We start from the raw sequence: 23,464 nt of genomic DNA on the forward strand, positions 1-23,464 counted from the left end.
TCCTTTAAATTTTCACTATCAACGGCATTTGTCGTTTAAACCTGTTTAAAACAACTCTATTTTCTATATCCAAGACCGCTTTTGATCCAAACTTTTTGATGGCTTGCTCCTTGTTATTTTCTAAATTTTGTAAAATTTCATCAATGACAGCATAGCTGTAACCTATGTCGCCCTCGTCACTTTGCCCATCCCAAAGATCGGCTGAAGGTGCTTTTTTGATAAAATTTTCATCAACACCAAGATGTTTTGCAAATTCAAAAATTTCACTCTTATAAAGCTCTCCGATAGGATTTATCGCGCACGCCAAATCCCCAAATATCGTGCCATAGCCAAGCATAAGCTCACTTTTGTTGCTTGTACCGATGACTAGAGCGTTTATACTAGATGAATAATCATAAAGCAAGCTCATTCTAACTCTAGCTGCTAAATTCCCTTTTCTTAAATTGCTTAAATTTGCATCTATCGTTTCGTAAAAGGCATTTAAAATGCCCTCAATGGATAAAACCTTATATTTTATATTTAGTTTTTCACATAAATTTAAGGCGTCATCCATATTTTCTTTGTTTGACGATGCTGTTGGCATGATGAGTGCGTGAGTTTCATCTGGCTTTGCTCTCGCACAAAGTGTCGCAACCACAGCAGAATCAATACCGCCACTTACACCTAATAGTAGTTTTTTACCTTTAGTTTTATCTTTTAAGCTAAAAACTAAGGTTTCTTCTATTTTTTGATACCCCTTCATTGTCCCTTTGCCTAAATTTGCTTCCTTTTGCAAAAATTATACTAATTAAATTTAAAATTTTTCTTTAAGTTTAAGTAAAAAGATGTAAATATTTAAGAAATGATAAATTTAAGGTAAAAAATGAGAGTAATGCATAAAAGTTTTGGCGATTTTGAGACAAATTGCTACATCGTCACCAAAAATGGCTCAAGTTTAGTGATAGATCCAGGCGATGGGGCAAAAAAATGGGTTTTGCAAAATGCACAAAATTTAAAGGCGATACTTTGCACTCATGGGCATTTTGACCATATTTATGACGTGAGCGAGCTAAAAAATGAGCTAAAAATCCCAGTTTATATCAATAAATTTGACGCTTTTATGTGTGAGAGTGACATTTTTGGCTATATGAAAAACACCTTTGTGCCAGATGTTTTGGTTAAAGGCGATGAGAGCTTTGTAGTGGGTGACTTTTCTTTTAAATTTCATCACTTCCCAGGGCACACACCGGGTTGCTCGATGATAGAGATAGATGACGCGATCTTTAGTGGAGATTTTTTATTTAAAGGTAGTATCGGACGCTGGGACTTTCCATTTTCAGACAAAAACGAGATGCTAGAAAGCCTAGAAAAATGCAAAAGTCTAAAGGGTGACTTTGTACTTTACCCAGGACACGGCGAAAGCAGCACGCTAAAAGCCGAGCAACAAGAGCTTGATAGATGGGTAGAGATCGTTAAAAGGTCTTGATTTTTGGAGCGCGACTAAATTTTTGCATTTTAGAAATTTATACTTTTTATCTTACAAGATGATGTCGTGAATGTGTGTTAAAAAGTGTTTAGATGTTTAAATTTATAAGCTAAAAGAGCAAGGCAAGCGCCCTGCTCTAGGAGTTTTACTCGACTTCAGCGTCTATTACGTCGTCGTCTTTTTTATTGCCGCCGTTTGTGCCAGCGTTTTCATCTTTTTTATACATAGCTTCTGCAAGTTTGTGGCTAGCTTTGCTTAGAGCTTCTACTTTTGCATCGATTTGCTCTTTTGAAGAGTTTTCATCTTTTAAGACCTCTTTTAGATCATTTAGCGCAGCTTCGATGTTGCTTCTATCATCGGCTGGGACTTTCTCGCCAAGCTCGCTCATGCTCTTTTCAGTTTGATGAACAAGCGCGTCTGCTTGGTTTCTAGCTTCAACTGCATCTTTGCGTTTTTTATCCTCTTCTTTGTGAAGCTCAGCATCTTTTACCATGCTATTTATCTCATCTTCGCTAAGACCGCTTGATCCTGAGATAGTGATGTTTTGGGCTTTGCCAGTAGCTTTATCTTTTGCTGAAACGGTTAAAATTCCGTTTGCGTCAATGTCAAATTCAACTTCGATTTGAGGCACGCCTCTTGGAGCTGCTGGGATACCTTCGAGGTTAAAGTTACCAAGTGATTTATTATCCCTTGCAAACTCACGCTCACCTTGTAAAACCATGATAGTAACGGCACTTTGGTTATCTTCTGCAGTTGAGAAAACTTGGCTTTTCTTAGTTGGTATAGTTGTACCTTTTTCGATGATCTTAGTCATCACGCCGCCAAGTGTCTCGATACCAAGGCTAAGTGGAGTAACGTCAAGAAGTAGCACGTCTTTTACGTCGCCTTTTATAACCGCACCTTGGATCGCAGCACCGATAGCTACGACTTCATCTGGATTTACGCTCTTATTTAGCTCTTTTCCAAATGCTTTTTTAACCTCTTCTTGAACAAGTGGCACACGAGTTGAACCACCGACCATTACGACCTCTTTGATGTCACCTTTGCTTAGACCTGCATCTTTGATGACTTCATTTATCTTAGTGATAGTCTCGCCCACAAGTGAGTCGATCATGCCTTCAAATTTAGCACGAGTTAGCTTTTTGACAAGGTGTTTTGGGCCAGTCGCATCAGCTGTGATAAATGGTAAATTTATCTCAGTCTCTTGAGCTGAGCTTAGCTCTTTTTTAGCATTTTCAGCGGCTTCTTTTAAACGTTGAAGTGCCATGATATCGCCTTTTAGATCGATACCAGTTTCGTTTTTAAACTCACTTACTAACCAGTCAATGATCTTGTTATCAAAGTCATCGCCACCTAAGAATGCATTACCGCCAGTTGCCAAAACTTCAACGATATTATCGCCAGTTTCTAGCACTGTAACGTCAAATGTACCGCCACCTAGGTCATAAACTAAAATTTTCTCAGCCTCTTTTTTATCAAGACCATAAGCAAGTGCCGCAGCTGTTGGCTCGTTGATGATACGAAGTACGTTTAGACCTGCAATTGTTCCAGCTTCTTTTGTAGCCTTTCTTTGGCTATCGTTAAAGTATGCAGGCACTGTGATAACCGCGTCTGTCACGCTCTCGCCAAGATATGCTTCAGCGTCTTCTTTTAGTTTGATAAGAATTTTTGCTGAAATTTCTTGCGGAGTATAGACCTTGCCAGCGATCTCAACCGCGCAAGCGCCGTTTCTATCTACAACGTGATATGGCAAGCGAGCCTTTGCCTCTTCAGCATTTTTTTCATTGCTCATCAAACCCATGATACGTTTGATAGAATATATCGTTTTTTCAGGGTTTGTAACTGCTTGACGTTTTGCAACATCACCTACTAAAATTTCACCTTTGTCCGTAAAAGCAACAACAGATGGAGTTGTGTTTTTACCCTCTTTGTTTGGGATAACCTTGCTCTCGCCGCGCTCAAAAACGCTCACGCAAGAGTTTGTTGTACCTAAGTCTATACCTATAACTTTTGACATATTTTTCCTTTATTAGATTTATTTTTTAAATTTAGTTTGCTACACTGACCATAGCTGGGCGCAAAACCCTGCCATTTATCATATAGCCTTTTTGCAAAGCTTGCACGATCTGACCGCTTTGCTTCTCCTCGCTATCGACCCTTAAAACGGCATTATGCACATTTGGATCAAACTCGGCATCAGTTGCGATCTCGCTCACGCCATGCTTTTCAAAACATTTCTTAAACTGATTTATTGTTATCAAAATGCCCTCTTTGATCTTTTTAGCAAATTCATCATCCTCTGGGTCAAAATTTGCAGCGATCTCGAGCGCATCGATGACTGGTAGCAAGTCCCTTGCAAATTTCTCATTTGCATAGCTTGCAACGTCTGCTTTCTCTTTTTCATAACGCTTTTTAATATTTTCAAACTCAGCATTTGCTCTGTAATATTTATCAGTGATCTCGCCAAGCTCTTTTTCGAGCTTCTCCACTTTTGAGATATCGCCAAGTGCATCTAAATTTACGCTATCGCTAGCTGCCTCTTGCACAGGCTCGACCTCAGGTAGATTTTGCTCTTTTACCTCTTCGCTCACGCGGCCTCCTTTATTAGATTTATAAATTTCACATAATCAGTATAAACACTGCCAGCGCAGATCATCTGCGCCTCGCTACCAAGGTAGTTTGCTTTAAATTTAAGCCCCATGTAATTTTCATCAAACATAGGAGAAAATGTAAGTTCTTCATCCATCTGCAAGCTAAAACTTGGGTCAAAAACCATCTTAAAGCGTCTATCCTTAAACATATCAAAGGCTAAAATTTCATTTTCTTGGAAGTAAATTTTAGTCCTTTTAAGCTCTCTTATCTTGTTTTTTAGTTCGCTTAAGCCAACTTGAGAGCAGATAAGCTCAAGCTTGTCTAAACTAACTCCGATAAGGTTGTTTAAAAATTTATACATCCTAGCATCAAATTTGATGACGATCTCATCGCCACTAAAATTTAAAACCAAATATCTATCATTTAAATTTAAAATTTCTAGCAACTCCTTGTCGATCGTGCCAAAAATCATACAATAAAGCTCAAATTCATCACAGAGCATCTTTAAGCTTCTTGGATCATTTATCTCTAAATTTATGTCGCTTTCAGCAAAAATTTCGCTCCAATATCTCCTCATCGCAGCGATAGTTGGGATCCTGCCGCCACTGATGTGAAGCTTTGTGATCTCGCCCTCATCTGAAAGCTTTTTAAAATAAACACGTATCGTAGATGCCGGTATCGCCACGCTCATGCGAGATCCAAGCTCATTTGAGCCAATAGGCGCATTGTTCTGCAAATAGGCTTCAATGATAGAATTTAGTATCAAATCGCGTTTATTTGTTTTACTCACTTTTAGCACTCTTTCTTTTTAATTGCTAAGCGGATTATACAACTTTAGTTTATCAATGTCAAGTATATAAGTTAAAAAAATTTATTTATATATATTTAGCCTATATAACTAAACTTTTCTAATGCCTATATTATAAGATTTACGTAAAAAGAAATAAAATTTAAAACAAAATAAGAAATTTAACTTCAACATAAAAACCCGAAATTTCTAATTTTATTCAAAAATTTAAAAGCTTTTTATACGTTATAACGTATATTATAAATAATTTTTAGTATGTTTAATACTTTATTTTGATATTTATATACTATTATACATTATTTATATAATATTTTAGGTATATTTAATGATAAATAACGTATAATCCTTCAATGATTGAAACAAGTGATATATTTAATTTGCTTCATAATGCAGTTGAGGCAAAAAATATCGGGAAAAAAATTTCACAAGCAAAAATGGCAGAGGATCTTGGCGTGCCGATGAGGACATATCAGGACTGGAGGCTTGGAAACTCAAAGCCGCAAGCTGCTGCTGCTGTTTGCAAACTGCTATGTGAGCTTGACGATGATGAAATATTATTTGTTGTCAATAAGATGAGAAAATTGCTAGGAAAATAGATGGAAAATTTAACACAAAAAGAGAGAATCGACCTTGAGAGCGTTTTTGCAGCCATTTGCACTAAAAAAGAGCCAAAAATTCTAGCTACTTACAAAGATATATGCTCGGCTGCGGCTTCAAAATTTCATGTAGTTAAAAACAAGATCAAAAAAGTAAGAGAAAAGAGAGTTAAAATTTAGCCATTTTGGCTTTAAATTTAAGCGTTTTGATAAGGGCTATAAATTTAGGCTTTTATCAAAACAAATTTCATCCTACCTATTTATATATGGGCTTATATATCTTAGCTACCAAAAATCTATAAATAATAGTTCTAATAGCCTAAATTTAACAAATTTAATGTCACTATCATATTTTATATCACCTCTTTATTGCGTCATCTATGGTTACTAAAATTTACATTTTTATCTATGTATAAATTTTTCGCAAGATCTATGAGTAAAGACGGGCTAAATAGGATGGAATTTGAAATTTCAGAGCTTGCAAAAGCCGTTGGCTTTAACGTTATTTCAAAAGATAGAAACCCAGCTTGGAAACCTATAAATGATAAATTTGCAAACGATATCTTAGAAGAGCTTAAAATTTATAAGCCAGAAGCTAGGATAACAGCTGTGCATGCTGGACTTGAGTGTGGAGTGCTTTTAGAGAAAAAAGCAGGTCTTAGTGCATGTTCTATTGGACCAAACATCTACTCGCCTCACTCTACAAGAGAGCACTGCGAAGTGGCTTCTGCGCTTTTTATAGAAAAAGTAGTTCGCGGTATCGTTAAAAAATATAACTCATAAAAAAGTAAAATTTGCTAGAAATTTCTAGCAAATTTTATATCTCAAAGCATCTAAAGCAAATTTGCCCGCAAGTGCGAGCAAATTTGGATTATTTTCCAAACTCATAAACGATCTTGCCACTTTTTATCGTGGTAGTCGCTGCGCCTTTTAGTTTTTTGCCAAAGAGTGGAGAATTTACCGATTTTGAGCGGTTTATCTTTTCATCATAAACATACTCGATCTCAGGGTCTATTACCGCGATGTCAGCTAGCATGCCCTCAGCAAGTCTGCCCTTATCTTTTAAATTTAGCATCTTAGCTGCATTTGTAGAAGTTAGCTCTACCATGCGCTCTAAGCTTATAACGCCCTCATTTACGAGCTTAAGAGTGAGTGGCACAAGGGTTTGAAGTCCGATGATACCAAATGGCGCCTTGTCAAATTCCACTATTTTTTCATCTGTATGGTGTGGGGCATGATCGGTGGCGATAACGTCTATAAGACCGCTTTTTAGCGCCTCTCTTACCGCTTTTACGTCGCTTATCTCACGAAGTGGCGGCGACATTTTGAAATTTGTATCGTAGGCATTTTTCAAAATTTCATCATCGCTAAAGCTAAAGTGGTGAGGTGTGGCTTCGCAAGTGATGTTTATGCCCTCTTTTTTGCCCATTTCGATGATCTTTAGCGAGTACTCTGAGCTTACGTGAGCGATGTGGATGTGCGCTTTAGTGAGTTTTGCAAGCAGCATATCACGGCTCACTGCGATCTCCTCTTTCTCTCTTGCCATGCCGCGAAGTCCAAGTATGGCTGAGACCTTGCCCTCGTGCATGACGCCCTGCCTGCAAAGCGAGCAGTCCTCTGAGTGGCTTATACAAAAGCTACCAAACATGCTTGAGTACTCAAGTGCCGCTCTCATCACACTTGAGCTAGTCACTGGTAGGCCGTCGTCGCTAAATGCAACTGCGCCAGCTTCTATAAGATCGCCCATTTCAACGATCTCGTTGCCACCAAGCCCTTTGCTGATAGCAGCGATTGGCAAAAGATCGATCAGTCCGCAGTTTTTAGCCTTTTCTATCATCGCTCTTGTGATTGAAGCGTTGTCATTTACTGGGTTTGTATTTGCCATGCAAAGGCAGGTGGTCACTCCTCCGGCCACAGCCGCCTGCGAGCCTGAGATGATGTCGTCTTTATACTCTTGACCAGGATCGCGAAAATGCACGTGCATGTCGATAAGTCCTGGCATGACTAGCTTATTTGTAGCATCGATGACCTTATCAGCCTCAAATTTCTCACTTCCGATTTTGGCTATTTTGCCGTTTTCTATTAGGATATTTGCCTTAAATTTCTCGTCGCTATTTACGATAGTGCCGTTAATTATTGCTATTTTCATCGTTAGCCCCTATTTTTTGCAAGCGTATTTAGTATCGCCATTCTTATAGCAACGCCGTTTTCAACTTGATTTAGTATGACTGAGTGCATGCCATCAGCCACGTCTGAATTTAACTCCACGCCCCTATTTATCGGTCCTGGGTGCAGCACGATCGCGTCAGGCTTTGCTAGCTTTATCCTATTTTTATTTAGTCCAAAGAATTTCGAGTACTCTCTCGAGCTTGGAAATGCCACGTCCGCACCGCCACGCTCTAGCTGGATGCGAAGCATGATGATGACGTCGCTACCCTCGCAAGCCTCCTCCATATTTTTGCAAATTTGAGACTCAAAGACCTCAGCGTCTTTTGGCATCATCATCCTTGGCGCAAAGAGCTTTAAATTTATGCCAAATTTCTTCATCGCCCAGATGTCAGACCTTGCCACACGGCTTCTAGCGATGTCACCGATGATCGCCACGTTTAGGTTTTTATCCAAAATTTTACCATGCTCTCTTAGTGTGAAAAGATCAAGCAGAGCTTGACTTGGGTGCTCATTTGTGCCGTCCCCTGCATTTACGACGCTAGCCTCTGTCCTATCAGCTGCAAATTTCGCCGCCCCAGAGCTTGGGTGACGAAGCACGATGATGTCGGTTCTCATAGCAGCCATATTATTCATCGTGTCATTTAGGCTCTCGCCCTTTGTCACGCTAGAGCTTGATGAGCTAAAATTTATCGTATCAGCCCCAAGCCTCTTTGCTGCGATCTCAAAGGATGTTCTAGTTCTAGTCGAGTTTTCATAAAATGCGTTTATCGTGGTCTTTCCACGAAGATAGTCATTTTTTTTCACTTGGCTTAAATTTAGCTCCTTAAACTCTTTCGCCGCCTCTAGAAAATATAAAATTTCTTCCTTGCTAAGCTCTCTAGTTCCTATCAAATCTTTATGTTTGTAGCCCATTTTAAGCCCTTTTTGATCTATTTTGTTACAAAGTCACAAGCTGGTTTGTAGCCGTTGTCGCAAGCTTTTTTAAACAAAGCTTTTGCCTTCTCTTCACTTTTTGCTTCATTGTCGTCTTTGTCTTTTATAAGGCCATAAGCTGTCATTTCGCCTAGTTTTTCGCAGGCCATGCCCTCATTTTCGTCACACATTTTTGTAAAAATTTTCTCAGCCTGAGCTCTATCTTTTGCCACGCCATCGCCGTTAAATAGCATGATCGCATTCATCGTGCAAGCTTTTTTCTCGCCCTCACCGCAAGCTTTGTTAAACGCAAGATAGGCCTCTTCAAAATTTCTCTTTGCATAAAGCTCATTTGCCTTATCGTAATTTTCACTTGCAAAAGCGTTTAACGCAAAAAGTGCCGCTGCAAAAACTAAAATTTTCTTCATATTTTCTCCTTATTTAAATAACTTTGGATGGTGTTTTTTCATATATTCAACTATCTCTATGACCTCGTCGCTACCGCTAGCGTCAGAGTTTTCTAACGCATCATCGATGCACTCGACATAGAGATTTGCCGCCTCTTCAAGCTTGTCTTTTTTCACTCCAGCATAGTAAAACATCACTTCAAGCACCATGCTAAGCTCGTAGCTAAGCTCCTCTACGCTTACCTCTTCTTCTTTCATATCTCCTCCTGTGTTTTTTTAGTTATTAGATCAACTATCTGCGCTTTGATCGGCTCATAGCTAAAGCCGTCTTTGAAATTTGCGAATAACCCACCGCTAGCATTGACGTGGCCGCCGCCGCCAACCAGGTGTTTTGCCATGGCGCTAACGTCAAGCTTGCCATTTGCACGAAAGCTTAGCGTTTTTTTATTTGTCACGTCGATAAAGAAGTCAAATTCAGGATTTGCCACCAAAAAGTCGTTGCCGATAACAGAAACATTGCCGACATTGTAGGTTAAAATTCCTTTATGGTCTTTATACTTTATGCTAAATTTCTCTTTATTTTCACTAAGTTTTTTTACGACGTAGTTTGAGATCAGGTTGCTTAGCGTGTCGTCCTTGTCCTCTTTGAAAAATGACTTTTTAATGGCATGCACCTGCATATCAAGGCCGATATAGTCGTTTTTCTCGTTAAAAAATTTGCTAGCTTCTTTTAAGACGTGATCCATATAGAGGTTGTTTTCAGCCTCAAACATCACCTTATTTATCTCTTTGGCGTTTGCCACAAGCCCCAAACAGACCTTGCCCATCTCGAAATTTTTATCATCTTTTAGCCAGATATCCACAGCATTTACGACGTCACTAAAAATTTCAAGCTCTTTGTTTTGACCATAAATGCCTGCAAAAAAGTCGTAAGTGATCTTTGTAGCGCACCTTGAACTATCTAAAAAATACCACAAGTAAGCGCTCGCGCACTCGGCACCACTTTGGTGATGATCTAGCAAAAATAGCTTGATATTTTTACCCTCTATCATCTCCTCAAAGCTCTCGCACTGAGCTAGACTTAAATTTAGATCGGTAATTAAAATGACGTTTTTATCATCGTTTGAGGCATCTATCTCAGATAGAATTTGAGTAAATTTATCATCTATCTCTCTGCCGTAGTTTGAGTTTAGAAATTTCACATCTTTGAAGTAAAAATTTGTTATGTATTGTGCGCCGTATCCGTCAAGATCGGTGTGCGAGAGGTGATAAATTTTCATCTTTTTCCTTTATAAATTTTCTATTTCTATGACGCCAACTGTTTCAAATGGCGTATTTGCCGAGATCTCAGCAAAGCTTAGCACCACTATATCGATGGCGAAATTTGCGCAGATATTTGCTATAAATTTGCGCAAGCTTGGCTCCACGCAAAGCACCATCTCTCCGTGCTGGCTCATCGGCTGCTTCTCTTTTTCACGCCTTAGTGCCTGCACGATTGAGGATGTCTGCGCCACGTTTATCATAAGGTGGTATGCGCCGTCTTTATACTGCACCGCATCCATCAGCTTTTGCTGTGCGGCGGTGTCTAGGATATAAAAATTTAGCTGTCCCTTTTCATCTACATAAAGCGAGGTGATGACACGCGAAAGCGCTGCACGCACGTGTTCGATGATCATGTCTAAATTTTTACTAACCTCGGCGATGTCGCTGATAGCTTCAAGTATGCTAAGTAGGTCTTTGATCGGGATATTGTCTTTAAGCAGCGTTTTTAAGACCTTTTGGATCAAATTTATAGGTGCGATCCTTAGCGTATCCTCGACCACGACTGGGTAGTCGATCTTTAGTTTATCTAGTAAATTTTGTGTCTCTTGGCGAGTTAAAAGCTCGGCTGCGTTTTGCTTGATAAGCTCGCTCATGTGCGTTGAGATGACACTTGCAGGATCAACTATCGTGTAGCCGCTAAGTATGGCGTCCTCTTTGACGCTAGCATCGATCCAAAGAGCGTCTAGCCCAAAAGCTGGCTCCTTTGTCGGAATACCCTCGATATCCTCGCTAACTAGGCCGCTATCCATCGCTAGAAATTTATCCGCATAAATTTCGCCCTGACCGATCACGATGCCTTTTAGCTTGAAGCGGTACTCGTTTGGTGGTAGTTGGAGGTTGTCGCGGATCCTTATCTTTGGCATCAAAAAGCCAAGACTTGAAGCGATATTTCGCCTCATAGCGCGAATTCTCTCTATTAGATCCACATCAGCTAGCTTTAGTAGTCCATATCCTAGGTCAAGCTCTAAAATTTCAAGCTTTAAGATGTCATTTATCTTTGTCTCTTCTTCTCTTGCGATCTCTTCGTCGCTCTTCTTTGGTGCCTTAGCAGCCCCACCACTCGCAGCTGCCGCCCCTGCCCCACTTGGCGTAGCGGCTCCAGCTTTTTTAGAAGCAGTTTTCTCTTTTGGTGCAAGGTTTAAATTTAGCCCGCCATCTTTTGTCTGCTTGATGATGTAGCCAAGCCCCAAAAATAGCAGCGCGATAAAGCCAAGAGATAGGGTTGGAAGTCCTGGCACAAGGGCAAACATAAATAGTATGAAGCCCACTATCAGCAAGGTTTTATAGTCGCCTAATAGCTGATTTAGCGTGCCTTCTGCAAAGTCCTCGTCGTCTTTGCTAGCCCTTGTGATGATGATAGCGGTCGCTGTTGAAGTGATAAGTCCAGGTATCTGGCTAACTAGGCCATCACCGATAGTTAAGATCGTATAGTACTGAGCCGATGTCGCCATATCAAGGCCGTGTTGAAACGAGCCGATAGCAAAGCCGCCGATGATGTTAATGATAGTGATGATGATGCCGGCTACGGCGTCACCTTTTATAAATTTAGACGAACCATCCATCGCGCCGTAGAAATTTGCCTCGCCGATGATGGCTTGACGTCTTTCACGCGCTGTTTTTTCGTCTATTAGACCTGCGTTTAGGTCCGCATCTATCGCCATTTGCTTACCAGGCATCGCATCAAGTGTAAAACGAGCTTGCACCTCGCTCACACGGGTTGAACCCTTTGTTACGACCATGAAATTTATGAGCACCAAGATACAAAAGACGATGGTGCCGATGACGAAGTTGCCACCAACGACGAAATTTCCAAAGCTTGAGATGATCTCACTGACCGCTTCTGGGCCGTTGTGACCCTCACTTAAGATCATACGCGTGGTTGCGATGTTTAGCGAGAGGCGAAAAAGCGTGATGATGAGAATAAGCGTCGGAAACGTGCTAAGGTCAGTTGGTTTTGGCACGTAGATAGAGATCAAAATAATAAGCACAGAAATCGAGATCGAAAGTGCCAAGAAAAAGTCAAGCACCGCGCTTGGAAGCGGCACGATGATGATAGCAAGGATGGCAACGATGATGCCAACGATGCTAAGACTTTTAAATTTGACAATCGGCGCAAGAAACGGTGCGACAAGAGTCAAAATATTATTTTTTTGCTTTGCCAACTTTACTTCTTAACGATGTCACTTAGTTTGATCGCGTCAAGCATCTCGTCGATCTTGCCTTGAAGGCCGCTAAACATTGACCAAATTTGACAGCTTGAAGCTTTGTTTGACGGGCAACCAAGGGCTGAAGATGAGCACTCAAAGACGCTTAGCTCGCGCTTTTCAGCGCATTCTATTATCTTTTTTATACTTAAATTTTCAGGTTCGACGTTTAGTGCAAAACCGCCATTTGCTCCTTTAAATGACTTTAAAACTCCATCTTTTGCTAAATTTTGTAAAATTTTTGCCAGAAAGCTTTTTGAAATTTTAAGCTCATTTGAGATCGTATCAACATCAACTGGCGATGATTTTTGAGATATTAAAATAAGCGAAAGTAGAGCGTATTCGCTTGCCTTTGTAAAAAGCATTTATCTTCCTTAACTCTTTAAATAGCCCTAATTTTATTAAATTTTTACTGCATTTTTCATTAATTTTTAAAAAGCGTAGTTTTATCTAATTTTATGTTTTAAATGCTATAATCGCTCTTCCAAAATTCACCAATCAGGAGGTCATCATGGCTTTGGATTCGGCTAAAAAAGCTCAAATAGTTGCGAAATTCGCTAGAAAAGAGGGAGATACAGGCTCTCCAGAAGTTCAAATAGCTCTTTTAACAGCTAGGATAACTGAACTTACAGAACACCTTAAAATTTTCAAAAAAGACTTTTCATCACGTTTAGGTCTTTTGAAACTAGTTGGTCAAAGAAAAAGACTTTTAAAGTATCTTAAAAACAAAGACTACACTACATATTCAAAACTAATCTCTGAGCTTGGCTTAAGAGATAAATAATCCCACGGAGAGCGACCTGCTCTCCTTTTAAATTTCACTTTTTACTTTCAAAATTTCTCTTTATTTTTATAGTTTAAACATCTTGCCTCAAACTAAATTTAAATTTAATTTTTCATCTTTCAGCTTATGTGTCAAATTTACACAATTTATTTCTTATTTGATAAATTTTAGAAATTTCTGCAAATTTAGCATATTTTTTAAATTCCTATATATTCGGCTTTTTAATTTTTATATAAAATATAACTTAAAATTAAAATTTATTTTTTAAATAAAGAATTTTTCATAAAAGATTAAGTTTCGCGCTAGTAATATTACTCAAAATAAATATGCAAAAAATGCATAATTAGAAGGAGAAAGTGATGAAAGAAGGCAAAGTCATCTGTCCTTATTGCGGGACAGGCTGTCAAGTAACCTTGCACGTGGAAAACAACGTCGTTCGTGCCGCTACTGGCGTCGAAGACAATCCGGTCAATCAAGGAAATTTATGTTTAAAAGGCTTTTATGGCTGGGACTACGTTGCAAGTCCAGATAGACTTACAAAGCCGCTTATTAGAAAGAAAAACGGCGTTTTTTCAAAGGATGGTGAATTTGAAGAGGCAAGCTGGGACGAGGCACTTGACCTTGTCGTAAAAAAGATGAAAGAAGCCAAAGAAAAATATGGCCCTGACTCGTTAGCAGGAAACTTTTCAGCACGCTGTACATTAGAGGACAACTACGTCGCTCAAAAGCTAATGCGTGCAGTTATAGGTACAAACAACGTCGATCACTGCGCTAGAATTTGACACGCTCCGACAGTAGCAGGACTTGCTAAAACAATCGGAAACGGAGCTGCCACAAATAGCTTTACGGAGATCGGAGTTTATAGTAACTGTATATTAATGATAGGCTCAAACCCAGAAAATGGCCACCCAATAGCAGCTATGCACATCCAAAGAGCGCTAAACCGCGGCGCAAAACTGATCGTTATCGACCCTATCAAGACTGAGTTTGCAAGTAGAGCCGACATCCACTTGCAGCTAGAGCCCGAACACAACATACCAGTTATCAACGCACTTCTTTACACTATCATCAAAGAAGGCCTTGTAAATGAGGAATTTGTAAGAGATCACACAATAGGCATCGAGTACGTCAAAGAAGCTGTAAAAGACTATGCCCCAGAGGTCGTGGCTAAATACACAAGGCTAAATCCAGAGGATATCAGAGCAGCTGCTAGAATGTACGCTACCACAAAACCAGCTGTCATCACTCACGGCATGGGTGTAACTCACTTTAACCACGGCGTTGGCGGAGTTTGCGACGTATCAAATTTATTCTTGATCACTGGCAACATCTGCGAGCTTGGCACTGGCGACTTGCCACTAAGAGGTCAAGAGAATGTTCAAGGCTGCTGCGACATGGGCGTTTTGCCAAATATCTTTCCAAATCTTGGCTCAGTCACCGACTCTGAGCAAAGAGCTTGGTTTGAGAAAATGTGGCACCTTGAGCCTGGATTTTTAAACTCAAAGATAGGTATCCATAAAACTGAAGTACCTGATGCGATACTTGATGGCAGAGTGCATTTTTTCTGGACTATCGGCGAAAACCCAGTCATCTCTGAGCCAAATACAAACCACTTCTTAAAAGGCATCGCAAATGTCGATTTCTACGTGGTTCAAGACCTGTTTTTAACTGAGACATCGCTAAAAGCTGACGTCGTACTCCCTGGCGTGGCAAGCAGCGAAAAAGAAGGTCTTTACACAAATGCAGAGCGCCGTGTCCAGCATAACGAAGCGGTTATCACACCTCCAGGAGATGCCAGACAAGACTGGTGGATCGTTTGCGAGATCGCACGCCGTTTAGGTGCAACAGAGGGTTTTAATTTTAACTCACCAGAAGAAATTTGGGAAGAAGTTAGAAAATGCGACCCTAGACGCTACGGCGGCATGAGCTATTATAGACTTAAAAAATATCACGGACTTCACTGGCCATGCCCAACTGAAGATGATATGGGCGGTCAGAGCCTCTATCTTGATAAGAAATTCTTTACACCTGATGGTAAAGGCCGCTTCGTGCCATGCCTATTTGTCGATAAAGCTGATGAGATCGAGAGCGCAAAACTTGAGTTTGCTAAGAAGATGAATATGTCACCAGAGTATCCTATCATGGCTGGTTCAGTCGATGAGAAGACTGACGCTGAGTATCCGATACAACTTTTAACAACAAGAAAAGTTTATCAATACACAGTTGGTACCATGACAAGACGCTCACGTGCCATCGAAGAAGGAGGAGATAGCATCGGACCTATCGCTGAGATGAGCCCAGCGCTTGCAGAGAGATACGGGCTAAAACAAGGCGACTTTATCAAAGCTTGGAGTAGATACGGCTACATCGTCGTAAAAGCTGAAGTGACTGACATCGTGCCTGATGGCATCATCCAGATGACCTTCCACTACTGGGAGAGCTCTTGCAACGAGCTAACAAGCAGCGGTTGGGACTACATCAGCAAGACTCCGACATTTAAAGCAGCTATCCAGATCAAAAAGATCGATGAAGAGGAATTTTTACGAGTTCGCGAGCTAAAACGCGAGAAATTCCAAACTTCAAAGATCATCTACGATGACTTCCACCACCACGGAAACGCAGCGATAAATGAGTAAATTTAGCGGGCAACTCCCGCTAAAATTCTTCAAACAAAATTTCTAATAGATAAAATAATAGTACTACGCCGCTAACTATAGGTATGATTTTAAAATGAAAAAATTAACTATAAACACCTTAAAAATTTTTATAATTAAATAATCATAAAAATTGGTATAATCATGGTTTTCAAAAAGGTTTTATAATGAACAAAAAAATCACAGTAGGGACGACATTTAGCGGAATTGGCGCCTTTGAGCAAGCACTTAAAAAACTTAAAATTCCACACAAAATAGTATTTGCTGGCGATATCGACAACTTTGTAAAACAAAGCTATTTTGCAAACTATGACATCAAAGAAAGTTGTTGGCATAATGATATATCAAAATTTGATGCAAAAAAATTTAAAAACAAAATTGATATTTTGGCTGGTGGAAGTCCGTGTCAAAGCTTCTCAATAGTTGGCAAAAGAAAAGGACTTGAAGATACTAGAGGAACTCTTTTTTATGATTATGCAAGAATTATAAGCGAATGTAAACCTCGTGTATTTATATACGAAAATGTAAAAGGACTTACGAATCATGATAACGGACAAACATGGGATATAGTTCAGGATACTTTTCGAAGCTTAGGATATAAAATTTATTCACAAATTTTAAATTCAAAAGATTATGGAATTCCTCAAAATAGAGAAAGAATTTTCGTGGTTGGTTTTAGAGATAATGTTAGTTTTACTTTTCCCAAAAAAATAAAACTAAAGAGCGTTATGCAAGATTTTTTACAAGATTATACTGATAGCAAATACTACCTTAAAGAAAAAGGAGTTAAATTTGTCACAAGTTCAAAGAATAGATTAAAAAAATATACACAAATAAACGGACAAATTGCACTTTGCCAAAAAGCGAATCAGCAATATAATTGGCACGGTGATTTTATTTTTGAAAGCTCATTAGAACCAGATGAATTCTTGTTTGATGTTAGAGAAGTAGAAGAAAAGTATTACTTGAGCAATAAAGTCAAAAATTATGTTTTAGCTGGAGGGACAAAAAATTTTAGAACAAGCACAAAAACAGATTTAAAAATTGCGAGACCACTTTTAAATACAATGCACAAAATGCATCGTGCCGGAGTAGATAATTATGTAACCCATACGGGCAGGATTAGAAAATTAACACCTAGAGAATGCTTAAGACTCATGGGATTTGATGACAGCTTTAAAATAGTTGTAAGTGATACTCAAATGTATAAACAAGCAGGTAATTCAATAGTTGTTAATGTTTTGTCGGAAATTTTAAAAGAAATTTTTCAGGCTTTAAAAATAGATTCTCTATGATATCTTATATACTCTAGTCTTTGCGCATCAAATGGTAATGCATTATAAATACGATTTGGAATTAAATTCAAACAATTAAAAGTATGTCTTGATATCCATGGACTAAGTAAAATTTTTTTATCATCACTAAAGCTTATAAAACCTTTGTCAAAAAGTTTGTCAATAGTTGGAGTAAGCATTAAACCATTTTTAGGATCATATTTTTCAATATCGTTACAACAAGCATAGGGTTTTATATGACTTGCAATTAATAATCTATCATAATTTACCATTGTTATAGGACAAAAAGGACATTCTTTTAATAAAGATGCTCTGTACCTAGCTTGACCGAGTCTAACTCTTGCAATAGCTGTTGAATCTTGCATAACAGCATCTACTTCATTGATATTTTGTAAATAATCTAAATTTGCGAAAATCTTAAAATAGAAAAAAATAAGGCCATCGCTTGTTCGTCTAAGTTTCAAACAAGACATATAACTTAAATTTGGCAAAGAAATTTCTCTAATTAAAGAATAATATTTATCTCCATTATTAACACAATTTAGATAAATTCTAGGCGGTTGAAGTTCGTTTAAATACCTTAAACTAAAATGCAATATATTATTTGATAAAGCAAATATTGCATTTAATCTCTCTTGCCATAAACTAGGCAGTTGCACTGAATTTAGATAATTTTGTGTTGGATGCTTATATTCATCTTGTATATCATATAAATATCTAATCAAATCTTGTTTTAAAATAAAGCTATTTATTATGTTTGTTGGATTGTCTAAATTAAAAAACGGTATAGTAAAGTTATCGCTAATTTGTCCCACATAAAGTTTGGCTTCCCCATGCCCTATTCCTATTTTATTGCCGCCCTTTATAAAGCTATCAGCAATCGTGATATTTTCTATAACATCTAATACTTCATACTCCATGCCATCAATAAACATATTTTAGCCTTTACCTTTTATTTTAAAAAAGTAATAATAGTAATTCGAGAATTAAAATCAAATAAAATATCAGAAGCATATTTTTTAATTCGTCTTTAAAAAAGCATCGCTAATTTATAAAAAATTTATTATAAATCCATAAAAATAAAAAATAACCTCATTTTAAGTTATTTTTGTATATTAAATTTATCAAGAGATTTTTTACTTAAACGCCAAAAAGCTCATAAAATTTCCCCATTTAAACGTGCTCTCGACACGCTTAAAGCCAGCATTTAGGGCTAAGTTTCTATTTTCTTCTTCGGTGTATGGCACCAGCACATTTTCAAGCGCCTCTCTTTTTTGAGCGATCTCGTAGCGTGAGTAGCCTTGTGCTTGTTTGTAGTCCTCGTAAATTTCTATGACGCTTTTAGTAAGCTTTTTATCTTCAAAGATGATCTTTTCACTAAATAAAAAGACGCCATTTTCATTTAGTCCGTTATAAATTTTTTGCACAAGATCAGCCCTTTTTGGCGGTCTGATAAACTGCAAAGTGTAGTTTGCCAAAACCGCGTCAAAGCCCTCTAGCTCGCACTCTAAAATGTCATCTAAAATAAATTCAATATCAGCCCCATAAGCTTTTGCCTTGTTTTTTGCATTTGCAAGCATCGCCTCAGAGTTATCCACGCCACTTAGCACGAGGTCGTTTCTAAGGTTGTTTAGCAAAAGCAGGCTATTTGCTGTAGAGCAGCCAAGGTCGCACACTTTTGCTGATTTTGGCAAAATTTTAGCCAGCAACTTTGCATTTAAATTTGAACTAACGTCATAAAACGGCACCGAACGCGAGATCATATCATCAAAAACGCTCGCCACAAAGTCATCAAATTCAAACTGCTTGCTTATAGGTTCTTTAAAAATTTCATCTCTCATATACCAGCTCCATATCCGTCAAAGTATCTCATCGTCTCTCCAAAAAAGAGATCGCACACGCCCACACACTGCCTAGCCTCGTTTATATCGCGTTTTATCTGCTCTTTTAGCTCGCTAAGATTATTAAATTTTTTATTATCTCGCAAACGTTTTATGAAGCAAACAGCAACGTGCTTTGTCACTTTTGGTGCGACCTCGTCTAAGATGTGCGTCTCAACGCTAAAATTTCCATCCGTGCTAAGTCTGTTGCCTATAAAAGTGACCGAGCCATAGGTGTATGAGCCCATCCTCGTTCTTGTCGCATAGACGCCCTCGCGCGGCAAAAGATAGCTTTTTATATCTAAATTTAGCGTAGCAACCAGCTCTTTTGCGCCGATGCCCTGCCCTTTTATCACGTTGCCCTCGATCGAGTACTCCCTGCCTATTAGCCTATTTGCCTCATCGATGTTGCCTTGGCGTATCAGCTCTCTGATGGAGGAGCTATGCACGCCCATGCCGTCATAGCAAACCTCATCAACTACGACCACTTCTCCATCAAAAATCCTTTTCAAATCATGTTTGTCCCACGCTCTGTTTCTGCCAAATCTAAAATCAAATCCAACAACGATCTTTTTTAAATTTTTAAAATCACGCTTTAAAAGTGCGATAAATTCCTCGCCGCTAAGCCCTTTTATACTCTCAAAATCATACAAGAAGCAAGGATAGTTTGAGTACTCGGCTCGCTTTAGCTTTGGCGTTATGTTTGCCTTATTTTTGTCAATTACGACAAGTCCGCCAAACTCGCCAAGCTGTTTTAAAAGCTGCTTGTGCCCCCTGTGCACGCCGTCAAAGTGCCCGATCGCAACGGCAGTGATGTTATCTTTTGTTAAAAGCGTAGAAAAACTCGGCATTTCCTTCCTTTCCCTTGACTTCGCACTCTTTGCAAGCTATCAGTTCAAATTTCAAGCTGCTTGCTAGCACTTCAAAGCGCTTCCTAGCTAAATTTACAGCCTTAGCGTCGGCGACAACGCCTTTTTTACTGCGTTTTACGCCAACGCCCACTTCAAACTGCGGCTTAAAAAGCGTTATGATGAGCGAATTTGAGCTTGCTAGCTCGCTGATGGCTGGTAAAATTTCAGCCAAAGAGATAAAGCTCACGTCGCAGGTTATGAGATCAAATTTATTTAAATTCTCTTTTGCAAACTCCCTGACGTCAGTTTTTTCATAAATTTTCACCCGCTCATCGCTTCTTAGACTGGCATCTAGCTGATCAGTGCCCACATCGACGCCAGTCACACTCTTTACGCCACGCTCAAGCAAAATTTGCATAAAGCCGCCAGTCGAGCTGCCGATATCAAGTGCGTTTTTGCCAGCTAGGTCAAATTTCATCGCCTCTAAAAAGCTCTTTAGCTTAAGCGCGCCTCGCCCAACGTAAATTTCATCAAGCAGTGAAATTTTAGCCTCGCTAACCTCGCTTGAAACCTTGGTGCAAATTTCGCCGTTTGTTAGCACCTTGCCAGATTTTATAAGCTCGCTCGCCTTGTTTCTACTGATGTTTAAAACGCTTGCGACGTAGTTATCAAACCTCAAGTTTTAGCCTCTCATATTCGCTCTCATCGATCACTCGCACGCCTAGCTCATTTGCTTTTTCTAGCTTACTGCCAGCCTCCTCGCCAGCTAAGACGAAGTCCGTTTTTTTAGAAACTGAGCCAGAAACCTTTGCGCCAAAGCTCTCAAGCTCCGCCTTTATCTCATCTCTTGGGCGACTTAGCGTGCCAGTTATAACGACCGTCTTGCCGCTTAGTGCGTTTGAGATGCTCTGCACCTGCGTCACGCTTGGCTGCACGATCTGGCTAAGTGCTAAAATTTCATCTCTATTTACCTCGGCAAAATCGATTAAACTATTTGCCATCTCCACGCCAAAGCCCTCAAGTGCGGTTAGTTCTTCAAAGCTAGCATCAAGCCAGCCTAGTCCAAAGCTACTTGCTAGCTTCTTTGCCGCCACTTCTCCGATATGCTCGCAGCCAAGACCCGTGATAAAGCGCGATAGCTCCGCTCCTTTGCTAGCTTCGATCGCATTTAAAAGGTTATTTACCTTTTTCTCTTTAAAGCCCTCAAGCGCCATGAGATCATCAAATTTAAGGCTGTAGATGTCCTTAATGCAAGCAATCAACCCCTTGTCAAATAGTAAATTTACGATCGCATCGCCAAGGCCGTCGATATTTAGGCATTTTTTCGATGCGTAGTGGATTATTGAGCCCACCACTCTTGCCCTGCAGCTTAAATTTTGGCACTTTACAAAGACCCCTTCATCAAGCAGGTGCGAGCCGCAAACCGGGCAAAATTTAGGCCTCTCTATCGCTTGCTCGCTGCCATCTCGCCTATCTTTAAAAACCTTTGTGATCTTTGGTATCACATCTCCTGAGCGGATGATGCCGATGTAGTCGTTTTTCATGACGCCAAGGCGCTCTATCTCGTCAAAGTTATGAAGGGTGGCTGATTTTACATTTGCGCCATCTATATTTACCTCATCAAGCACGCCAACAGGCGTTACTACGCCGCTTCTGCCAACCTGAAGCGCTACGTCTTTTAGTCTAGTCACCTTTTCAATGGCTGGAAATTTAAACGCCACCATAAATTTTGGAAATTTGACCGTGTAGCCCAGCTCTTCACAGCGCGCAAGGTCATTTACTCGTATCACCATGCCATCCATCATCACGCTCTTTGCCTCGCGGCTGGCTAGTAGCTCGTTATAGGCAGCCTCAAGCTCATCTTTTTTTAAAATTTTGAAAAATTCATCCCTCTCAAAGCCAAGATCTCGCACAAATTTCATCACCTCGCTGTGATCTTTTAGCCCAAGGCTCTGCTCGCCCACGCCCCAAGGTATGAAAAGTAGCTTTCTTTTTGCAGTGACTGAGCTATCAAGCTGTCTAAGGCTACCTGCAGCTGCATTTCTAGGGTTTGAAAGTGGCGCCTCGCCCTCTTTTGCGCGCTCTGCGTTTAGTAGCTCAAAGTCATCTTTTCTTATGACGACTTCGCCTCTGATTTCGATTAATCCTCTGTAATCAATGCTCTTTAAAACAGAATTTATCGTCCTTGCATTTTGCGTCACATCCTCGCCTGTAACGCCGTCGCCTCTGGTTATCGCCCTAACTAAAACGCCATTTTCATAGAGTAAATTTAGGCTCGCTCCGTCAAATTTTGGCTCAGCGACAAAGGTTAAGTTCTCTTTATCGCCACGCTTTAGCCACGCATCAAGCTCGCCAAGACTAAAGATATCCTCCATGCTCCACATGCGCTTTATGTGGCTTGCCTTGCTAAAGCCCTCTTTTACGCTCCCACCCACTCGCTTAGTCGGCGAAAATAGCGAAATTTCACTTGGATTTGCCCTCTCATATTCAAGCACCGCGTGATATAGCGCATCATACTCCTCGTCGCTTGCAAGTGGCTCGTCCTCGTCGTAGTAGGCCTTTGCCCACGCATTTAGCGTATCTACCGCTTTTTCATACTCTTGTTTTGTCATTTTTGCTCCAAATTTACACCGCATTTTATCTTAAACATACTTTATAAATGATCCAAATTTAGCTCTCTGGCGTCACATAAATGGACATTTTTATAGACCTTTGCTATCTCGTCTCTAGCCCTCATCAGCGCAAAGCCAAGTAAATTTTGCCCTCGCCACCTCATAGGATTTTGCGCATTTTCATCGCTTGCACCCAAGCCTATGCCCCAAATTTTATCAACTGGGCTTGCCTCGACTAAAATTTTGCTCCCAGTTTGTAGTAAAAAATCTCGCAAAGGGGCATTTTGGCTAAATTTTAGATAGCTCGCATTTAGCACGACGCCAAATTTGACCTCGTCCCAGACCTTAGCGTCAAAGCCTCGCACCTGCCTGCCAAGCGCCTTCATCTGCGCTGGATCTTTGGCGGATAAAATTTGCTTCAAAGCCTCTTTATCGCCAAAACACTGAGCCTTTTTCGCCATCATATATTGCTCAGCGCAAATGTATTTAGCTTCGTCTTGCCAAAAGCTAGAGGCGTACCACTGACTAAGGCAGCTTGCGCTTAAATTTGCGCTCTTTTGATGACCCCAAAATAATATAAATTTATCCGACTTGCCAGCGTTGTAGCGTTTTTTAAGCCATTTTAGATCATATCTAGGCTCGCGCTCCCAAAGGTCTATGACAAAGCCACCCTTGATAAAAAGCGTGCTTTCATCCTTGCCTAGCCTCTCATCCCAGTATCCACGCCACGTCGCAGGCTCAGCAAAGAGCTGCTGGTATTCGCGCTGCTCGTCTTGACTTAGCGTTTTTAGCCAGCCATTAAATTTAAACTTATAATCCTCGCCGCAGCCCATCCTCCAGCCGATAGAAAAGGGGCTAATATGAGGACATTTGATCCAAGGTGGCGGTAATAAATTTCTCATCTAGCCTCTT

At 39.8% G+C, this 23,464-nt stretch carries 24 protein-coding genes; 7 read left to right on the top strand and 17 right to left on the bottom strand.

Features of this window, described 5'->3' with window-relative positions; translation table 11 throughout:
• Nucleotides 1-4 precede the first annotated feature (4 nt).
• Nucleotides 5-742: an NAD+ synthase gene (locus tag F3G88_RS07465; protein ID WP_149715780.1), complete on the bottom strand. Its 738-nt coding sequence runs from the start codon at nt 740-742 to the stop codon at nt 5-7.
• Nucleotides 743-862: 120 nt separating this feature from the next.
• Here F3G88_RS07465 and F3G88_RS07470 point away from each other — a divergent pair, with 120 nt between their 5' ends.
• Nucleotides 863-1,465 carry an MBL fold metallo-hydrolase gene (locus tag F3G88_RS07470; RefSeq protein WP_149715781.1) on the top strand — a complete coding sequence of 201 codons (603 nt, stop codon included), beginning with the start codon at nt 863-865 and terminating at the stop codon, nt 1,463-1,465.
• Between the two features lie 145 nt (nt 1,466-1,610).
• Here F3G88_RS07470 and dnaK read toward each other — a convergent pair whose 3' ends face one another.
• Genes dnaK through F3G88_RS07485 form a run of 3 tightly spaced genes read right to left on the bottom strand, consistent with a single transcriptional unit; the run spans nt 1,611 to nt 4,847 of the window.
• Entirely contained in the window at nt 1,611-3,482 is a 1,872-nt protein-coding gene (dnaK, locus tag F3G88_RS07475) for a molecular chaperone DnaK (protein WP_149715782.1), read from the bottom strand.
• 31 nt (nt 3,483-3,513) lie between these two features.
• Nucleotides 3,514-4,056, bottom strand: coding sequence for a nucleotide exchange factor GrpE (gene grpE, locus F3G88_RS07480; protein ID WP_009294121.1), 543 nt, complete (start codon nt 4,054-4,056; stop codon nt 3,514-3,516).
• On the bottom strand, nt 4,053-4,847 hold the full coding sequence (locus tag F3G88_RS07485; protein WP_149715783.1) for an HrcA family transcriptional regulator: 795 nt from the start codon (nt 4,845-4,847) through the stop codon (nt 4,053-4,055). Before F3G88_RS07485 ends, grpE begins: the two co-directional genes overlap by 4 nt.
• Before the next feature lie 368 nt (nt 4,848-5,215).
• Between F3G88_RS07485 and F3G88_RS07490 the strand changes: the two genes are divergently transcribed.
• The 3 genes from F3G88_RS07490 (at nt 5,216) to F3G88_RS07500 (ending at nt 6,244) form a co-directional block, all read left to right on the top strand.
• On the top strand, nt 5,216-5,461 hold the full coding sequence (locus F3G88_RS07490; RefSeq protein WP_009294123.1) for a helix-turn-helix domain-containing protein: 246 nt from the start codon (nt 5,216-5,218) through the stop codon (nt 5,459-5,461).
• Nucleotides 5,462-5,641 carry a hypothetical protein gene (locus F3G88_RS07495; protein WP_149715784.1) on the top strand — a complete coding sequence of 60 codons (180 nt, stop codon included), beginning with the start codon at nt 5,462-5,464 and terminating at the stop codon, nt 5,639-5,641.
• A gap of 228 nt (nt 5,642-5,869) precedes the next feature.
• Nucleotides 5,870-6,244 carry a zinc-binding metallopeptidase family protein gene (locus F3G88_RS07500; RefSeq protein WP_223228746.1) on the top strand — a complete coding sequence of 125 codons (375 nt, stop codon included), beginning with the start codon at nt 5,870-5,872 and terminating at the stop codon, nt 6,242-6,244.
• 88 nt (nt 6,245-6,332) lie between these two features.
• Here the strand turns inward: F3G88_RS07500 and F3G88_RS07505 are convergent, their stop codons facing one another.
• Genes F3G88_RS07505 through F3G88_RS07535 form a run of 7 tightly spaced genes read right to left on the bottom strand, consistent with a single transcriptional unit; the run spans nt 6,333 to nt 12,841 of the window.
• A complete protein-coding gene (locus tag F3G88_RS07505; protein ID WP_107914908.1) occupies nt 6,333-7,610 on the bottom strand; it encodes a dihydroorotase in 1,278 nt (425 codons plus the stop codon).
• A gap of 2 nt (nt 7,611-7,612) precedes the next feature.
• The gene (locus F3G88_RS07510) at nt 7,613-8,542 is read right to left on the bottom strand and encodes an aspartate carbamoyltransferase catalytic subunit (RefSeq protein WP_149715785.1); all 930 of its coding nucleotides are present in this window, start codon (nt 8,540-8,542) and stop codon (nt 7,613-7,615) included.
• Nucleotides 8,543-8,559: 17 nt separating this feature from the next.
• Nucleotides 8,560-8,970 carry a tetratricopeptide repeat protein gene (locus F3G88_RS07515; protein WP_103566981.1) on the bottom strand — a complete coding sequence of 137 codons (411 nt, stop codon included), beginning with the start codon at nt 8,968-8,970 and terminating at the stop codon, nt 8,560-8,562.
• 9 nt (nt 8,971-8,979) lie between these two features.
• Entirely contained in the window at nt 8,980-9,207 is a 228-nt protein-coding gene (locus F3G88_RS07520) for a hypothetical protein (protein ID WP_149715786.1), read from the bottom strand.
• Entirely contained in the window at nt 9,204-10,229 is a 1,026-nt protein-coding gene (locus tag F3G88_RS07525) for a DHH family phosphoesterase (RefSeq protein ID WP_149715787.1), read from the bottom strand. The genes F3G88_RS07520 and F3G88_RS07525 overlap by 4 nt, the downstream gene beginning before the upstream one ends.
• A gap of 9 nt (nt 10,230-10,238) precedes the next feature.
• Complete coding sequence (gene flhA, locus F3G88_RS07530; protein WP_149715788.1) at nt 10,239-12,434, bottom strand: flagellar biosynthesis protein FlhA; 2,196 nt, start codon at nt 12,432-12,434, stop codon at nt 10,239-10,241.
• Between the two features lie 2 nt (nt 12,435-12,436).
• Complete coding sequence (locus tag F3G88_RS07535; RefSeq protein ID WP_103601766.1) at nt 12,437-12,841, bottom strand: RrF2 family transcriptional regulator; 405 nt, start codon at nt 12,839-12,841, stop codon at nt 12,437-12,439.
• A 146-nt stretch (nt 12,842-12,987) separates the two neighbouring features.
• Between F3G88_RS07535 and rpsO the strand changes: the two genes are divergently transcribed.
• The 3 genes from rpsO to F3G88_RS07555 all read left to right on the top strand — a co-directional run bounded on the left by rpsO (nt 12,988) and on the right by F3G88_RS07555 (nt 17,209).
• The gene (gene rpsO, locus F3G88_RS07540; RefSeq protein WP_004317763.1) at nt 12,988-13,260 is read left to right on the top strand and encodes a 30S ribosomal protein S15; all 273 of its coding nucleotides are present in this window, start codon (nt 12,988-12,990) and stop codon (nt 13,258-13,260) included.
• Between the two features lie 359 nt (nt 13,261-13,619).
• Nucleotides 13,620-15,896: a formate dehydrogenase subunit alpha gene (gene fdhF, locus F3G88_RS10785; protein ID WP_411160867.1), complete on the top strand. Its 2,277-nt coding sequence runs from the start codon at nt 13,620-13,622 to the stop codon at nt 15,894-15,896.
• A 185-nt stretch (nt 15,897-16,081) separates the two neighbouring features.
• Entirely contained in the window at nt 16,082-17,209 is a 1,128-nt protein-coding gene (locus tag F3G88_RS07555) for a DNA cytosine methyltransferase (RefSeq protein WP_149715790.1), read from the top strand.
• Here the strand turns inward: F3G88_RS07555 and F3G88_RS07560 are convergent.
• The 6 genes from F3G88_RS07560 to ybiA all read right to left on the bottom strand — a co-directional run bounded on the left by F3G88_RS07560 (nt 17,182) and on the right by ybiA (nt 23,454).
• Entirely contained in the window at nt 17,182-18,144 is a 963-nt protein-coding gene (locus tag F3G88_RS07560) for an HNH endonuclease (protein ID WP_149715791.1), read from the bottom strand. The genes F3G88_RS07555 and F3G88_RS07560 overlap by 28 nt on opposite strands.
• A 201-nt stretch (nt 18,145-18,345) precedes the next feature.
• Entirely contained in the window at nt 18,346-19,050 is a 705-nt protein-coding gene (gene cmoA / locus F3G88_RS07565; RefSeq protein ID WP_021085945.1) for a carboxy-S-adenosyl-L-methionine synthase CmoA, read from the bottom strand.
• Nucleotides 19,047-19,940 (bottom strand): bifunctional riboflavin kinase/FAD synthetase, encoded by an 894-nt coding sequence (locus F3G88_RS07570; protein ID WP_149715792.1) that lies wholly within the window; start codon nt 19,938-19,940, stop codon nt 19,047-19,049. Before F3G88_RS07570 ends, cmoA begins: the two co-directional genes overlap by 4 nt.
• The gene (tlyA, locus tag F3G88_RS07575; protein ID WP_149715793.1) at nt 19,906-20,619 is read right to left on the bottom strand and encodes a 23S rRNA (cytidine-2'-O)-methyltransferase TlyA; all 714 of its coding nucleotides are present in this window, start codon (nt 20,617-20,619) and stop codon (nt 19,906-19,908) included. The genes F3G88_RS07570 and tlyA overlap by 35 nt, the downstream gene beginning before the upstream one ends.
• Nucleotides 20,609-22,552, bottom strand: a complete 1,944-nt coding sequence (ligA, locus tag F3G88_RS07580; RefSeq protein WP_149715794.1) for an NAD-dependent DNA ligase LigA — start codon at nt 22,550-22,552, stop codon at nt 20,609-20,611. The genes tlyA and ligA overlap by 11 nt, the downstream gene beginning before the upstream one ends.
• A gap of 41 nt (nt 22,553-22,593) precedes the next feature.
• Nucleotides 22,594-23,454 carry a riboflavin biosynthesis intermediates N-glycosidase gene (ybiA, locus tag F3G88_RS07585; protein WP_149715795.1) on the bottom strand — a complete coding sequence of 287 codons (861 nt, stop codon included), beginning with the start codon at nt 23,452-23,454 and terminating at the stop codon, nt 22,594-22,596.
• Nucleotides 23,455-23,464 lie beyond the last annotated feature (10 nt).

The organism is Campylobacter concisus (assembly GCF_902460675.1).
GTDB classification, from domain to species: domain Bacteria; phylum Campylobacterota; class Campylobacteria; order Campylobacterales; family Campylobacteraceae; genus Campylobacter_A; species Campylobacter_A concisus_AJ.

What these genes read in the sequence shown, in the direction of transcription:
- F3G88_RS07520 (WP_149715786.1), bottom strand. Translation starts at nt 9,207, where the DNA reads ATGAAAGAAGAAGAGGTAAGCGTAGAGGAGCTTAGCTACGAGCTTAGC.
- F3G88_RS07470 (WP_149715781.1), top strand. Translation starts at nt 863, where the DNA reads ATGAGAGTAATGCATAAAAGTTTTGGCGATTTTGAGACAAATTGCTAC.
- rpsO (WP_004317763.1), top strand. Translation starts at nt 12,988, where the DNA reads ATGGCTTTGGATTCGGCTAAAAAAGCTCAAATAGTTGCGAAATTCGCT.
- ybiA (WP_149715795.1), bottom strand. Translation starts at nt 23,454, where the DNA reads ATGAGAAATTTATTACCGCCACCTTGGATCAAATGTCCTCATATTAGC.
- F3G88_RS07570 (WP_149715792.1), bottom strand. Translation starts at nt 19,940, where the DNA reads ATGCCGAGTTTTTCTACGCTTTTAACAAAAGATAACATCACTGCCGTT.
- F3G88_RS07495 (WP_149715784.1), top strand. Translation starts at nt 5,462, where the DNA reads ATGGAAAATTTAACACAAAAAGAGAGAATCGACCTTGAGAGCGTTTTT.
- cmoA (WP_021085945.1), bottom strand. Translation starts at nt 19,050, where the DNA reads ATGAGAGATGAAATTTTTAAAGAACCTATAAGCAAGCAGTTTGAATTT.
- dnaK (WP_149715782.1), bottom strand. Translation starts at nt 3,482, where the DNA reads ATGTCAAAAGTTATAGGTATAGACTTAGGTACAACAAACTCTTGCGTG.
- F3G88_RS07505 (WP_107914908.1), bottom strand. Translation starts at nt 7,610, where the DNA reads ATGAAAATAGCAATAATTAACGGCACTATCGTAAATAGCGACGAGAAA.
- F3G88_RS07555 (WP_149715790.1), top strand. Translation starts at nt 16,082, where the DNA reads ATGAACAAAAAAATCACAGTAGGGACGACATTTAGCGGAATTGGCGCC.
- F3G88_RS07510 (WP_149715785.1), bottom strand. Translation starts at nt 8,542, where the DNA reads ATGGGCTACAAACATAAAGATTTGATAGGAACTAGAGAGCTTAGCAAG.
- F3G88_RS07500 (WP_223228746.1), top strand. Translation starts at nt 5,870, where the DNA reads ATGTATAAATTTTTCGCAAGATCTATGAGTAAAGACGGGCTAAATAGG.
- F3G88_RS07560 (WP_149715791.1), bottom strand. Translation starts at nt 18,144, where the DNA reads ATGTTTATTGATGGCATGGAGTATGAAGTATTAGATGTTATAGAAAAT.
- F3G88_RS07515 (WP_103566981.1), bottom strand. Translation starts at nt 8,970, where the DNA reads ATGAAGAAAATTTTAGTTTTTGCAGCGGCACTTTTTGCGTTAAACGCT.
- F3G88_RS07525 (WP_149715787.1), bottom strand. Translation starts at nt 10,229, where the DNA reads ATGAAAATTTATCACCTCTCGCACACCGATCTTGACGGATACGGCGCA.
- F3G88_RS07490 (WP_009294123.1), top strand. Translation starts at nt 5,216, where the DNA reads ATGATTGAAACAAGTGATATATTTAATTTGCTTCATAATGCAGTTGAG.
- F3G88_RS07465 (WP_149715780.1), bottom strand. Translation starts at nt 742, where the DNA reads ATGAAGGGGTATCAAAAAATAGAAGAAACCTTAGTTTTTAGCTTAAAA.
- ligA (WP_149715794.1), bottom strand. Translation starts at nt 22,552, where the DNA reads ATGACAAAACAAGAGTATGAAAAAGCGGTAGATACGCTAAATGCGTGG.
- F3G88_RS07535 (WP_103601766.1), bottom strand. Translation starts at nt 12,841, where the DNA reads ATGCTTTTTACAAAGGCAAGCGAATACGCTCTACTTTCGCTTATTTTA.